Source organism: uncultured Nostoc sp. (genome assembly GCF_964247315.1).
Lineage (GTDB): Bacteria > Cyanobacteriota > Cyanobacteriia > Cyanobacteriales > Nostocaceae > Nostoc.
Genome location: NZ_CAXTTT010000002.1, coordinates 15,311 through 30,209 on the forward strand (window position 1 = coordinate 15,311; position 14,899 = coordinate 30,209).

A 14,899-nucleotide genomic window follows, 5' to 3' on the forward strand; every position below is an offset into this window, starting at 1 on the left:
AGAATAAATTACTCAAAAAAATTACGAGAGCAAGCTTAAATAGGAGCGAAGTTAATTCGGTTACCTACTATCTTCCCAATCAATACGCTTGGGTTAAGAAAAATAGTAGGTTGGGTTTCGCTGTTGCTCAACCCAACCAAGCCTCGATAATGTTGGGTTTCGTTCCTCAACCCAACCTACGCCAGTTTTAGTTTTTAGCCTTAACCCAAGCGTATTGTCTTCCCAATACCCAGTTAAAGCAACTGTTGCATCATCAGTTGTGCAAATAGCCCTAATTGATTTCCTAGTTCAACAAAACTACCCTGCTGCACTACTTTACCATTTGCAAGTACGTAAATTCGGTCAGCGTTTTGAATAGTACTGAGGCGATGGGCGATCGCAACCCTAGTTACCTTTAGCTGTTGTAAACTTTCACTGACAATTGCCTGGGTTCTGTTATCTAAAGCACTAGTCGCCTCATCGAATAGCAAAATCCGGGGTTTCAACACCAACGCTCTAGCAATTAACAGCCGTTGTCGTTGTCCACCAGAAAGATTACTACCTCCCTCACTAACAATTGTATGCATCTGCATCGGCATTGCTGCAACATCATCTGCAAAACCTGCCATCTGGGCTGCTTCCCAAGCTTCGTCCATCGTCACCAAGGCACCACTGGTAATATTCTCGAAAATAGAGGCTGACATCAACCGACTATTTTGCAGTACCACACCCAATTGACGGCGTACAGCATGGACATCCAAAGAAGCTAAGTCTTGTCCGTCGTAGTAAATCGTGCCAGATTTTGGGAATTCAAACCCCAAAAGTAACCTCAATAAAGTTGATTTACCGCTGCCAGAAGGCCCAACAATGGCAATAAATTCTCCTGGTTCAGCACGAATGTTGATATCATCCAAGGTCAAGGGACCATCATCGCGATAGCGGAAAGTTACCCGATCTACAACTAATTTGCCCGATAGCCTACCCGGATCTGCTTGAGCAGAACTAATTTCCGGTTCAGCTTGCAAAATTGGTTGGGCTCGTTGCCATAAGGGTAAAACTTGCAAAACTTCCACAACTGTGCTACTTAAGCTAGTGGCTCCGTTAATAAACGTGCCAAAAGCAACGTTGAATGCTAAAAAAGTGCCAGTGGATAAACTACCTCCTCTAAGAGTTTGGGGCTGCCCAATTAAGCTCGTAGCAAACCAGAAGAGAGCAGCAGTAGTTAACACAGGTAATACTTGATTGATCACTGCGAGGCTGTCTTCAATGCCTTGGGTACTCAGCATTAATTTCAGTTGATGCGTATACTGTTTACCCCAGTAGGCAAAGGCGCGGGTTTCAGCTTTGGCGACTCGGAGTTTGGCAACTCCATTAATTAACTGCACCATCACGCCAAAGATTTGTCCTTGTAGCTCTAGTAATGGGCGAACTTTACGGACAATTAGAACACCAGAGATGATAGTGACGGCAATATTTATTAGTGCCACTGCACAAGCTATGAGAGCTAAGGAAACATTGTAGTAAAATAACAATCCCAGATTTAGTAAGGAGAACAAACTGGAGAAGATTGTTTTTAAGACTGTGTTACCCAGTCGCTGGCGAATTTGAGTAATAGCCGTGACTCTAGAATCCAAGTCACCAACTGAGAAAGAGCGAAAAAAGGAAACCTTCAAGTTTAACAATCGATCCCACACTGCGGCTTGGGTGGAGGAATCGGCAAAAGTTTCCAGCCTAATCGTGGCAAACCCAAGGGCTAGTTGAAACAGCATTCCGCCAAAGGCAGCAGCCACCAGACCAACAGCAATTTGGCTCAACAAGCCTCGATTAGCATCTGGGATCGCTCTGTCGATCAGGATAGCTGTAGCTTGAGGTGTCAGCATTCCTAACAGACTGATGGTAATTCCCATTACTAAAACTATAATTAGTTCTTTGTAATGTCCTTGGAGGGCAAACTGAAGTAAATCAAAAGTTTTCAGCTTTTTATCAGGTAAAGGTCGATAGAATGCGTAGGCAGTTTTAGCTAGGGCTGCTGCTATCTGCGCATCGACAGAGATAGGCCTTCGTTCCCCAGGAACGTAGAGTTCATAACGTGTATCAGACACTGGTAATAGTGCCACTGGCAGTTTATCGGCCAGCGTAAATGCCAACATTGCCCCGCAATCCTTTTGCCACCAGTTGTCCCGCAACTGAATCCGTCGCACGCGGATACGCGAAGCACGAGCGATCGCTTCTACAGGATCTTGGACTCGATTAGAATTTTCTGAGGCAGCTGGCAGATGAATCTTAATTCCCAATGCTCGTCCCACAGCACCAGCAGCAATTAGTAAGGCTTGGTCTGGGTCAGTTGCATCAAGACTACTACTGAATCCTAAACTATTATTTAGCCTGTCTGACTTTGGCTGTGGCAATACAGATGCTAATTCTGCTAACGTCTCTTGCATCACTTGGCTCTCAAGACGTTCTCTGGCTTGAAATCTCAGTAATTCTGCATCCATCTCCTGCCGTTGCAGCAGGTTAATGCAGTGGAGGAAGTAAGTTTGTAGTTGGGACAAACCACCTAACAAGGAATTGATATCTGCGATTTCTGCGGTGTTAACACTTTTTAATTCGACAGTGTTATCTGCTTGTAACCACATATTTTCAGCCAAAGGCAACATTCCAGAGGCAGAAGTTAACGCCAGTTCCTCAAACCCCATCCATCTAGCACGCCCTTGGAAAATTTGCACCCACGATATTTGGTGCGGCTGGAAGATTTGGTCTTTGACTAAGGAGAACTGGCGGGTTTTTGGCAGCGATGTTGGTGTCGTTGGCGTAGTGATACCAGCAAGTACCGAACCTAATTGATAAATCCAGCGTTCTATTAGAGTTACTACTTCTTTATTAGCGTCAGCAAACAACTGGTTAAAGTCTGCTCTGGATACTTTGAGAATTTCTGTCTCCTCAAGTGACACTGCTAAAACCTCTTGCTGCTTGCCCCCTAAACTTGGTGCAATCGCAAACATCGCCTGTCCGGCTGTGCTACTAAATAAATAGCGACGAGTGCCTTCTGGAATGCCATCATTAACTGCGATCGCAAATAGCGCCAAGTAACCAGATTTCACTAGCCAAATTGTTTCCGGGTCATCTAGCAGTAGCGATTCATTGCATTGAAAACGATAGTGTTGTCCTTTGAGATTTGCGAAGGATAAGAGGGATGAGGGGGACAAGGGAGTAATTTCTTCCCCTACTCCTCTGCTCCCCTGCTCCTCTGCTCCCTCACTGCGAATTAATTGTAAGTACGGCCCTTGAACTTGCTGCAATTCTTCATGGCTTCCCCGTTGGACTATCTTGCCGCGATCAAGGACAATAATTTCATCACAATCTCGGATAGTCGAGAGTCGATGCGCCACGATGATGCAAGTGCAACCGCGCAACCGCAGATTACGACTGACGTTCTTTTCTGTTTCGGCATCCAGGGCACTGGTGGCTTCATCCATGATCAGGATACTAGGATTATTCACCAAAGCACGGGCAATTTCTAGCCGCTGCCGCTGACCACCACTCAAATTAGTAGCACCTTCCAAAAGGTCAGCATGATACCCTCCAGGCAGGGAAAGGATTACATCGTGAAGCGCTGCGTCTTGACAAGCTCGGACAAGATGACTGTCAGGTATGGTAGTATCCCAAAGCGTCAAGTTGTCTCTAACGCTGCCAGCAAATAACAAAATCTCTTGCTCTACGACAGAAATAGAATTGGCTAGTACCTGGCGAGAAATTTGCTCTCTAGGTTTGCCGTCGAATCGAATTTCTCCCTGCCACGATTCATAAAGTCCACATAAAAGTTTGGCAACAGTAGACTTACCAGAACCACTCCCACCTACTAAGGCAACTCGTTGCCCCGGCTTGAGCGAGAGATTAAAACTTTCAATCAGCGGCGGGGCAATTTGGCTATAACCAAATGTCACATTGTGTAATTCAACATACCCCTGGAGTTTGGGCAGAGGGTAGGGGGAATTAAGAGTGCTGAGTGCTAAGTGCTGAGTGCTGAGTGAGGAGTTAAAAGTTATTTCTCCCTCATCTCCTCTGCTCCTGTGCCCCTCTGCCCCCCTGCTCCCCTGCTCCAACTGCTGGTCAATGGAGTTACGTAAGACATCATCGAGGCGAGTCAGATTACCTTCCATCTCTTGGAGTTCGCTTCCCAGGCTGATGAGATTACTTACTGGGGCAAAAAACCTTTGCATCATGCCGAGAAAGGCTATTAACATGCCGATGCTCAAGGCTCCATCCATGACTCGCAAACCGCCTACAGCTAAAAGCAGCATGGAAGCGATCGCTGACAGAAAAGATGGTAAAATACCTATTGTCTGGTTTGTTTGCTCTAATTCCTGCTGGGTGTTGATGGCTTTGGCATAGTGACCCCCCCAGCGGGAGAAGAAATCTGACTCTAATCCAGATGCTTTTAGCGTCTCCATACTCTGAAGACCAGAAATTTCTACGCCGCGAACTTTTCCTTCTTCTTGGATGAGTTTAATATTGGCATCTGTGCGCCGCCCTCTCACCCACTGTAAAGCGGCAAGGTTGATCGCGACAAAGGCGATCGCAATTAAAGTTAGTACAACATCATATTGCAGCATCACTATTACATATAGAAATACTGATACTGCTGCAATCACTGTAGTTGCTAATTCACCCGAAAGCATGTCGGCGATGCTGTCGTTGAGTTGCATACGGCTACTGATTTCCCCAGCATACCGCTGATCGTAAAAACTGACGGGTAGGCGTAAAATGTGCCACAGATACCGACTTTTCATGCCCACAGACAACTTAATTTTCATTTGACGCAAAAACTGCAACTGTAGCAGTGTCAAAAATCCACTGAGTCCGGCTGTGAAGATCATGCCTAAAATTAGGGGACGCAACCATTCATACCGATGCTCAATCAATACGTTGTCTATAAATACTTGGGAGAATGCAGGTAGCGCCAGTCCAGGAATTACTAACAAAAATCCTGCCAGCACGCAGTAAAGTAATGCGCCAATGGAGCCTCGCAACCGTGACCACAAAGCTAAGATTGTGCTAGGCTTGCGTCCGCCGCGTTGAAACTCTGAACCAGGCTCTAAAACTAGCACCACACCTGTGTATGCGCCGCTGAATTCTTCTAAGGAGACGATGCGCCGTCCAGTAGCAGGATCGTTGAGATAAACTCGCTGTTTGCCGATTCCCTCTACTACTAAAAAATGGTTAAAGTTCCAAAATACAATGTAGGGAAATTTTAACTGCAACAAGCCAGCTAAGTTGGTTTTAAAGCTTTTAGCGCTGAGTCGATAATTTCTGGCAGCCTTCAAGATATTTAAGGCACTAACTCCATCCCGCGAGACACCGCACGCTTGCCTCAGTTCCGTCAACGGGACAATGCGATTGTAATAACCTAAAATAATTCCCAAAGCAGCAGCGCCGCATTCTACTACCTCCATTTGCAACAGAGTAGGAGTATGACACCGCTTGTTTTTACGCAAGCGCCCTAATATATTTTGCAGATTTCGCCAGAACATAAAAATATTTTTTAAAATTTGAACTTTGGCTTAATTTATTTTGGAGAGACGCGATTCCTCGCGTCTGTACAAGAGTTAGAAGGCAGAAGTATAGATTCTTAATTTTTAATTTTTAATTTTTAATTGATTTGTCTGCCTCATCCCCAATATCAAGAAATGCCACTCCAGGATCTTAGAATCGGCAGGACAAAAGTAATCGGGGCGCGTTCTTCCACAGTGACTTGTACTGAGGTGGTAGTTCCAGAAGTGACTTTCATCTGCGGCCCTTGGGAAGAAGACCATTTGTACTCGCTGAAGGTCGAATTGTCTGGTTGCAGTCGCGCCATAATTAGGATCTGTGGCCCTTGTGACATCAAAGCTTCCACGAATTCGGAATTGCCGACTACACTTAATGCACCTTCTTTAGTCACGGGAAAGGCTGAGACTTCTGTGACAGCACCGATGATGCCACCAAAGCGTTCGCGTTGCACTGTACTAGGTGTGACTTGTAACTTCATCCCTGGTTGAATTTGCTTACCATTGCCAACGGGAAAAAATGCTACACTTACAGGTTGAGCCGATCGCTTTTGTGCGGCGATCGCTCCTATGGGTGTACCCTGTAAAACAACCTGTCCCGGACTTGCCGAGATTTCTAAAATTCGTCCAGAGTAACTGCTCTTGACTAAGCTGTTGCTCGATAGTTGCAGTGCTAATTGAACAATATTCCGCTGAACTTCCTGAATTTCTTTTTTGCGGTTGGTTACAGTTTCTAAGTCTTGTTGCGCCGCAGTCGCTTCTTTGCTATCTAGTTGCTTTAACTGAGCTTGCAAATCTTTAATTGAGTTCAAATTCTCTAGGTATTGTCGTTGAGCATCTGCTTCCTTGACATCCAGTTGCTTGAGTTGCGATTCGGCTTCATTAATTTGTGTTATGGCATTTAAGTAGTCTTGCTGTGACTGTAGGACTGTATCGCCAGAAATTGCCCCCTCTTGCAATAGCTGCTGGCGGTTGGTCAATCTCTGTTTGAAGGTAGGTAACAGATCCCGCAGTGCTTGTAAGCTTTGGGTTTGATTGGCGCGATCGCGTTGAATCGAATTTAGCCCTTTCTCTCTTAAAATCGGTGTTAGTTTCTGTACGGCCTGGAGGTTTTGCTGCAAAGATTGGCGTTGCTGTTTAATCGCTTCTTTGTCTGTCTTTTGCCGCTGTACTTGCACTAAGCTAGCAGCGCTATCTTCTGTTTGTAGTTGCCCTAATTTAGAGCGTACTAGTTGTAGCTGTTTCATCAGTTCGCTTTGGTCTAGCGTCGCCAGCACATCTCCTCTATTTACATAGTCGCCAACTCGGACGTTGATTGTTCGCAATTTACCTGCGATCGGTGACTGGAATGAGGTAATTGTACTGGGATAGACTATTATTCCAGTACCCGTCACTGTAATTGGGATTCGACCTAAAAAACTCCAAGTCATCCCTGTTGCCACTAACGAACCAACAGCAACTAGAGGTAGCCACTTTTTCGGGCTGACTACCTGCATAATTTGATCTAGTTCTTCAGGGGAAGAAGCACGCTCTAAAGCTTCTTTGCGGAACAGGTCGCTTTTTTGATTAATCATCACAGATTATCCCAATTTGCATTGCACTCAGAGGGAATTGGGTATTAGGCTGACAACTGAATAAAAAATTGCCTTCTGGCTTCAGCGGAAGGCGGATATGTTTTGTTTGCTTTGGGATACTAATATTCAGATGCAAAAATCAACCTACCATCTAATGAGAGGTCGAAAGCTGAGAAAATGAAATTTTTGATTTTTAAATTTTGCGTAGATGAGGAGTAACTTTCGTTGAAGTAACGATTTTGTAATCTTTATATGAAAACATTGACGGGTGGGTAAGAAGTAAGGGATAATATGATTGGTCGCTTACCCTTTGACCTTTCGTTATTATCCGGCTTACACCCGCCAATGTTCGTGTAACGTTGTGAAGGGTTGTGATGCCAATAATAGTCAGACCACTATGTTATAAGATGTTTGTAGCTTATTCGTAAGGGTCGTTTGTAGTCCTTTGTCAGTTGTTCGTAGCAATTGGCAAAGGATTACTGTTTAATAACTCTCTTAACGAAATAATGCATAACTTACATGCTTGCTAGCTTAGTGTTGTTTTGATTTGTAGTGATGATACAAATCATAATGGGAAAATTTTTGGCAATACAAACCGTTAAAGTGACTTTTGGTTGAGGTGGTAACTCAACATGAGCGTACTATGGAAATAACCTAGTACCTATTCATACTTACCAGAAGATCACACGGTCTTTGCTATTATCAATCTCTTGATTTGATTTTTGAATAACCTTGGCATCTCCTCCACCAATTGCTACTGCGGCTCCAATTTGAGTGGATACTTGTACGTTCTTACCTTTGGCATTAACGTCAACTTTAGCCTTGGCATCGATATCTACTTTGCCTCCTCCGACAATTCCACTGATTTCTTCATCAGCTAACTCGGTCATGACTGCGAGTGTTTCTTGTTCAAATGTTACAACTGACATAAAAATTCCTTCCTTGTACAAAATGGTTTTGGAATAGTGAAATAGTAACTCAGTATGAGCGTACTATGGAGATAACCTAGTACCTATTAGTACTAGAAGTACACACGGTCTCTGCTATTATCAATCTCTTGATTTGAACCTTGATAAACCTTAGCATCTCCTTTACCAACTGCTGCCGCGGCACCAATTTGAGTGGATACTTGTACGTTCTTACCTTTGGCTTCAACGCCAACTTTCGCCTTGGGAGCGATCTCTACTTTGCCTCCTCCGACAATTCCACTGATTTCTTCATCAGCTAACTCGGTCATGACTGCGAATGTTTCTTGTTCAAGTGTTACAACTGACATAAAAATTCCTTCCTTATACAAAATGGTTTTGGAATAGTGAAATCTTTAGTTTAATTAACCAAATAATAAAAATATTTAGATGCTTAAAATAATAAGTATCTGACGATTTTTATTATCAAACTTATTGTTAAAACACACTAATTTATATGTGCTTGACGACAATTTGTTATTGGTTGCTTTTGCAATTTCACTATGTTTAAACAATACAGTTTTTTGAAAGAGTTTTATATAAAGAAATGATGAAGTTATTAAGGAGTTTTTTAAAGATTGGTCTTTTAAGAAATATCAAATATCGGCATTAATTCAAATTAAAAAAGGTAGGATAAGTATAAGGTATATCTAAAAATCAAGCTTTTTAAAAATTACTATAGGTCTTACAAACCTTTGCTGACTAGGCAACGGGTAACATCTTAAATTATTCATAAAAATAATATCCCCAACTTCTTTAGAAGTTGGGGATACGTACCTTCAATTGGGTACATAAACCGTGAGTTTAATTTGAGTTACTGTGAATGCTAAACAGCTGAAGTCACTGTTGCATCTGTTGTTTGCGTTACTCCATTTATAAACGTATATAATTTTCTTCTGCGTGTTCTTTGCTTAGTCTTCGTATTCACAATGTCCTGATTGGAGTCTTGAACAACAGCATCATTTCCATCAGTTGAAATCGCCGTAATTATCTGTGAATTATCCGAAGAGACAGTAATTCCTCCCACTATTCCTTTTAATTCACCATCTATCAATTCCTCGACAAGAACTTTTCGATTACAGGTAGATTTGAAACTCACTTGATTGACATTAGCCATAAATTCCTCCAGAAGTGTGCAGACATTTTGTGTCTAAGATGTATTTACAAATAACAGTTTATTTAATAGTTTGTCAACAGGTCATAAAAAAATATCTAATTTTTTCTTAATTCATTTACTTTTGTCATTTGTTAATTTTTATTTATCTAAGTTTTACTAAATTTATTACTAATGGTTCTAGTAAATACAAGTTTAATACTACGATTTTCATGAAAAAAGATTGTCGACTAGTTTTTTCTATCCGACAAAAGAGAATTATCAACAAAAGCTGTAAAAACATTCGTTCGATGCTTGCCAAATTACTGCTAATGTTGGCAGCATCATACGTCTTTAGTACAGCACTGAACCTGAACCACTAAAATCTCAAATCTCAATTCAAACTTCTGGCACAAATAGGTTTTTTGTAAACACAAAAGTGACATGAGGAAATTCAGAAGTCAGAATATTCTGACTTCTCTATAATTCCTCCAAAAAGTACATAGACATTTATGCTTTGTGATGTACAAATAGCAATTTATCTAAAAGCTTGTCAACAGGTTTTAGGAAATATCCTACTTTTCCCACTTTTTTCACTTTTTAAATCCCACTTTTTTCACTTTTCTTCCTAACATTTTTATAACCTGACAATAGATGTGAACTAAACAGTTAGTCTGAAAGTTACCTAACATACGACCTGATAATAGGTGTAAAATAAGCAGTTAGTCTGAAAGTTACGCTAAGAATTTGATCAGCCGCGTTCAATATTCCGTAGCTTGCCACCGCAGACATCGCCAGGGATAAAATTGTCTGGTAAGCTGTTCCACATTTAACTTGCATAATTAGGGCGGGCAAGATGCCCACCCCACAAGAGTTATGTTTAATTCGGTTATGCAAATTAGATGTTTTTCAGCTTACAACCAGTAAAAAACTGGCATTAAAAATTGATCTGGCAATTACCGTATTGAATTGCTCTTCACACTTTATGCAGGTAGATATTCAACTACCAGACGACTTAGCACCATTGTGATTTATGTTCTTGGGTTCCCTGGTTCTGGCAAGACCCAAGCAATACTTAAAATGCTTTCCATTATGTGCAATAGTCTGAGCGATCGCTATATCTGTTTGGACAGGTTAGGCGAAATCCTTGAAAAATTCGCTGATGACACCACCCTCGTATATAACCAGCAGAGGAGGCAGGGGAGGAATTTTGTAAGTTGCTAAATCATCCCGCCTTCTCTGCAACGCCAAAAATTGCAACAATGTCAGAATACATCGTTCTACATCAATGTATCAGGCAATATTTTAATATGCAGACTATCACTAAAAAGTCAATCAATAATTCTTGGGCTGGTGCGATCGCAGAACCGGCAAAAGAATTTCCCCTTACTCAACTGTCAATTATTTCTGGCAAAATCCCAGATGGCTTGCGTGGCACACTTTACCGCAATGGTCCCGCACGGCTAGAACGCGGTGGCAATCGTGTGGGACACTGGTTTGATGGAGATGGGGCAATTCTCGGCGTTCATTTCACAGATGCAGGAGTTACCGGAGTCTATCGCTATGTGCAAACAGCAGAATATCTAGCTGAAACTGAAGCGGATAGGTTTATTTATGGTGTCTATGGGATGCATCCGTCAGGCCCTATCTGGAAGCGCTGGGGTCAACAAATCAAGAATGCAGCGAATACCTCAGTGTTGGCTTTACCTGATAAATTGTTGGCTCTATGGGAAGTAAGCAATCCTTATGCTCTTGATTTGCATACTTTAGAAACGAAGGGATTGGATGATTTAGGTGCTTTGGATAACGGATTACCTTATTCTGCTCATTACAAGCGTGATTCACAAACAGGTGAGATTTTTAACTTTGGAATCAGCATTGGAAGTTCTGTACAACTGAATCTCTACAAAAGCGATGCTACTGGCAAAATTATCCAAAAAACTGCTTTTAAGCTAGATCGCGGCTCTATAATGCATGATTTTGTTTTAACTCAAAGGTATCTGGTGTTTTTCATGCCACCAATGCGGATGAAAATGCTTTCACTTTTGCTAGGTGTGACTACCTTTAGTGAATCTCTGTTGTGGAAACCTCAGTTAGGAACCCAGGTGTTAATCTTTGACCGGGAAAACTTATCCTTAGTGAGTCGTGGTGAAACAGATGCCTGGTTCAATTGGCATTTTGGCAACGGCTATGAAGATAAAGACGGTTCCGTGATTCTGGACATGGTGCGATATGCAGATTTTCACCAAACTAATGAGTATCTCAGAGAATTCGCAAGTGGTGAGACGCACACAGTTTATAGAGGAACATTGTGGCAAGTACGCCTCAATCCCCAATCTGGTAAAATAACAGCAATACAGGAAGTTGTCAACCGGATTTGTGAATTTCCTATAGTGCAGCGATCGCAAGTTGGGCAACCTTGGCGCTATACTTACATATCATTAATGCCCCAAAGAACGGATACAGATAAAGAATTGTTCAGTGTGATCGCCCGCTTCGACTACAAAACCGAAACTCTCACTGAAGCAGACTTAGGAGAAAACCACTATCCTTCAGAACCGATCCACGCCCAAGATGCCCAAAACCCTGAGCAAGGCTGGGTGCTAACTGTTGTATACGATGGTATTTCTCATAGTAGTGAAGTTTGGGTATTTGATAGCGATCGCCTAGATGCAGAACCCGTTTGCAAACTAGGATTACCTAGCGTCATTCCCCACAGCTTCCACGGCACTTGGAACCCAGCATAACAATTAAAAAATAATTACCAAGTATAAAAACGTAGTATCCTACATATTGGTATCTGAAAATAAGTCCAAAATATGAGGAGAAACCCCATAGCATTACTACTTAGCGGAGTGATTGTCAGCTTCGGGTCGTATTCAAATAAACATGAAATAATCCCAGTTATATAAAGGAGCTTACTAAAGCTAGCGCAGATGCTTGCAATGTCTACTGGTAGTGGGCATAGTATCTACCAGACAAGTAACATTTAAGAACCATTCAAAATTGTGAATGCCTATCGCCGTTGCACTAACAGCCACTACAACCACTATCCACATAGTCCAAGGATTTCTGTCGCGCATAGGTTTACACCCAACAAGCCCCTCTACTTCCTTAAAACTGAGCATTATGAAGGTAACATTTTTACTCTCTTATATAAAAATACCATGAGTTTGAATCTCATTTAGGATTGCTATACGTTGACTTTAATAACAGAGTTTTAGCCTTAACCCAACCGTATTGAGTTATATCTAAAAAAAGGATTGTTTTAACTTTGCCAATCCTGTTAAAATGCCTCAATGTCAAAAAAGCAACATTTCTTAAACAAAAAACCCGGTTGGTCTTTGGATGAGCGAGATCCAAAGTTCATAGAATCTCTAATGCCCCTGTTTGGCTTTTTGTATCACTACTATTTTCGAGTTCAAACTAGTGGCTGGGATAATATTCCACCCCAAGAAAAAGTCTTACTTGTTGGTTCGCACAATGGGGGACTCGCGGCCCCTGATATGTCAATGATGATGTACGACTGGTTCCGAAGATTTGGTGTAGAGAAACCAGTTTATGGTTTGATGCATCCCAAGGTTTGGCAAGTTAGCACGCCACTAGCGCAACTAGTCGCTAAGGCTGGAGCAATCTTCGCTCATCCAAAAATGGCTTACACTGCCTTACGCTCTGGAGCGAGTCTACTAGTTTATCCCGGTGGAGCCGAAGATCTCTTCCGACCGAATTATTTACGTAACAAAATCTACTTGGCGGGGCGACAAGGATTTATCAAGTTAGCGTTACGGGAAAATGTGCCGATTGTGCCTATGATTTCCTGGGGCGCTCACGATACACTCATTATAATTGCTGACTGCTACAAAGTTGTGCAGCAACTCCATGAGTGGGGAATGCCTTGGCTATTAGGTATCGATCCAGAAGTTTTTCCAATTTATCTCGGACTGCCTTGGGGATTAGGAATTGGCCCATTGCCTAATATTCCATTACCAGTGCCCATATATACGCAAGTTTGTCCGCCAATTGTATTTGAACGCTACGGTTCTGAAGCAGCTAGCGATCGCCACTATGTCAATGAATGTTATGAATTAGTTGTTAGTCAGATGCAGCAAGAGTTAGATAACTTAATAAAGCTAACTGCTAAGACCAATTCTCTTTGAATGAATCTTTAATTTATCACTCCTAACTCCTAACTGTTTTCCTAACCACCGCTAACTGGTGGAATCAACACAACCTCATCCCCATCTTGTAGTAGGGTATCTGGTTCGACAAATATCAAATTAATCCCAAAACGGGTTATATCTCGCCATTGTGAGAGTTCAGGGCGTTCAGCTATGAGGCGATCGCATACTGCTTTGACTGGCATACTATTAGGAAATTCCAGCACTAGTTCCGAAACCCTAAAGGCTTCTTGATAAGCAGCGAACAATTTGACGGTAACGGTGATTAGAGATTTAGACATATAACATACTTTGGCAGTACGAGCAAGTGTTTTAATAGTTACCAATAATATAAACAAATGTTTAACACAACTTATGTATGTTTTACTTCCCTGCCCTTTGTGCGTGAAACAAATCTAAAATCCCAAATTGTTTGACTATTCAGCATTGAGGATTTTCGGTACTTTGAAAAATTCGCCTTCCTGTTCCGGCGCACTATTGAGAATACTTTCCCGCTCAGGATAGGGTTGCAATTCATCCTTTCGTGTGATATTGCTGACATCAATTGCCCGTGTTGTTGGCAGCACATTACTGACATCAAGTTCATTCAATTGTTCGATATAGTCCAGAATACTTCCCAACTGGGTAGTGAATTGTTCCTCTTCTTGTGAAGTCAATTCTAAACGAGCAAGATTAGCTACTTTGTGAACTTGTTCTTGGTCAATCATCTTTTTCTAGTTAGGAGTTAGAGACGCGATTAATCGCGTCTGTACAAAAGTTAGGAGTTAGAGACGCGATTAATCGCGTCTATATAAGAGTTAGGAGTGATTGATTAATAATTCCTAACTCATCACTTTTAGAAGAATACGTCAATTTGCGATCGCCCGGTGGTTTTCAGCCAGTTTTGAGCTTCGACGTAGTTATTGGGGGCCATGCGAATCGCACGAATCCAATAGTCTGCTGCTTGGTCAAAAAGCGCTTCGCCAGCCTCGTTATCTCCAGCTTCTTTTTCTTTTTCGCCTTGGTAGTGGTAAATCACAGCGATGTTGTTCAAGGCTTGGGGCATACGTGGGTTTAACTCAATTGCCTTGTGATATAGTTCTAAAGCCTTGTCGTGGTCGCCATTGCTGGCATAAATTAGCCCCATATTGTAGAAAATATAGCCGCGATCGTTGGTATCTTCCTCTAGTGTTAGAGCTTCTTCATAGTACTCCAATGCCTCAGCATATTCCCCTTCTGCTTGGGCCGACATCCCATCTCGATAATAAACAAACGCTTCTTTAGCTTTTTTGTTAGTTGGCAGGATCTTCAGAATAATATCTGCCATTACAGTAAAGGATTTGTCAATAAAATTATCGTTTTTTTGTGTTCTTGGCATATTTGTCTCTGGGTATTAAACATGGGGCATTGGGCAAAACAGTTCCGTTAGTGGAAAGCTAGGGTTTAGCCCGTTTCGAGTTCCTCGGCAAGCGAGTAAGGAAGTGAGATTCTCCACTCAGCACTCAGCACTCCTGAAGGGCATGGGGCATTGGGAAAACGCTTTTTTATCCCCTTGTCTGCTTGTCTCCCCAATTCTATAGTTCAC

General features: G+C 42.1%; 12 protein-coding genes. 4 read left to right on the plus strand and 8 right to left on the minus strand.

Going from position 1 to position 14,899, the window contains the following annotated elements:
• Positions 1–233: 233 nt before the first annotated feature.
• The 5 genes from ACFE93_RS01015 to ACFE93_RS01035 form a co-directional block, all read right to left on the minus strand.
• A complete protein-coding gene (locus ACFE93_RS01015) occupies positions 234–5,510 on the minus strand; it encodes an NHLP family bacteriocin export ABC transporter peptidase/permease/ATPase subunit (protein WP_375471609.1) in 5,277 nt (1,758 codons plus the stop codon).
• Between the two features lie 149 nt (positions 5,511–5,659).
• Positions 5,660–7,099, minus strand: coding sequence for an NHLP bacteriocin system secretion protein (locus tag ACFE93_RS01020; protein WP_375471610.1), 1,440 nt, complete (start codon positions 7,097–7,099; stop codon positions 5,660–5,662).
• 671 nt (positions 7,100–7,770) lie between these two features.
• A complete protein-coding gene (locus ACFE93_RS01025) occupies positions 7,771–8,028 on the minus strand; it encodes a hypothetical protein (RefSeq protein WP_375471611.1) in 258 nt (85 codons plus the stop codon).
• Between the two features lie 92 nt (positions 8,029–8,120).
• Complete coding sequence (locus ACFE93_RS01030) at positions 8,121–8,375, minus strand: hypothetical protein (protein ID WP_375471612.1); 255 nt, start codon at positions 8,373–8,375, stop codon at positions 8,121–8,123.
• Positions 8,376–8,890: 515 nt separating this feature from the next.
• Positions 8,891–9,181, minus strand: coding sequence for a hypothetical protein (locus tag ACFE93_RS01035; RefSeq protein ID WP_375471613.1), 291 nt, complete (start codon positions 9,179–9,181; stop codon positions 8,891–8,893).
• Between the two features lie 832 nt (positions 9,182–10,013).
• On the opposite strand from ACFE93_RS01035, the gene ACFE93_RS01040 reads away from it, so the two are divergent.
• From ACFE93_RS01040 to ACFE93_RS01055, 4 genes are all read left to right on the plus strand, one after another.
• Positions 10,014–10,187, plus strand: coding sequence for a hypothetical protein (locus tag ACFE93_RS01040; protein WP_375471614.1), 174 nt, complete (start codon positions 10,014–10,016; stop codon positions 10,185–10,187).
• A complete protein-coding gene (locus ACFE93_RS01045; protein WP_375471615.1) occupies positions 10,184–10,381 on the plus strand; it encodes a type IV secretion system DNA-binding domain-containing protein in 198 nt (65 codons plus the stop codon). Before ACFE93_RS01040 ends, ACFE93_RS01045 begins: the two co-directional genes overlap by 4 nt.
• Before the next feature lie 86 nt (positions 10,382–10,467).
• On the plus strand, positions 10,468–11,904 hold the full coding sequence (locus ACFE93_RS01050) for a carotenoid oxygenase family protein (RefSeq protein ID WP_375471616.1): 1,437 nt from the start codon (positions 10,468–10,470) through the stop codon (positions 11,902–11,904).
• A gap of 552 nt (positions 11,905–12,456) precedes the next feature.
• On the plus strand, positions 12,457–13,314 hold the full coding sequence (locus ACFE93_RS01055; protein WP_375471617.1) for a lysophospholipid acyltransferase family protein: 858 nt from the start codon (positions 12,457–12,459) through the stop codon (positions 13,312–13,314).
• A gap of 41 nt (positions 13,315–13,355) precedes the next feature.
• Here the strand turns inward: ACFE93_RS01055 and ACFE93_RS01060 are convergent, their stop codons facing one another.
• The 3 genes from ACFE93_RS01060 to ACFE93_RS01070 form a co-directional block, all read right to left on the minus strand.
• On the minus strand, positions 13,356–13,616 hold the full coding sequence (locus ACFE93_RS01060) for a MoaD/ThiS family protein (protein WP_375471618.1): 261 nt from the start codon (positions 13,614–13,616) through the stop codon (positions 13,356–13,358).
• A 135-nt stretch (positions 13,617–13,751) separates the two neighbouring features.
• A complete protein-coding gene (gene gatC, locus ACFE93_RS01065; protein ID WP_375471619.1) occupies positions 13,752–14,042 on the minus strand; it encodes an Asp-tRNA(Asn)/Glu-tRNA(Gln) amidotransferase subunit GatC in 291 nt (96 codons plus the stop codon).
• A 128-nt stretch (positions 14,043–14,170) separates the two neighbouring features.
• Positions 14,171–14,692, minus strand: a complete 522-nt coding sequence (locus ACFE93_RS01070) for a photosystem I assembly protein Ycf3 (RefSeq protein WP_335197227.1) — start codon at positions 14,690–14,692, stop codon at positions 14,171–14,173.
• Positions 14,693–14,899 lie beyond the last annotated feature (207 nt).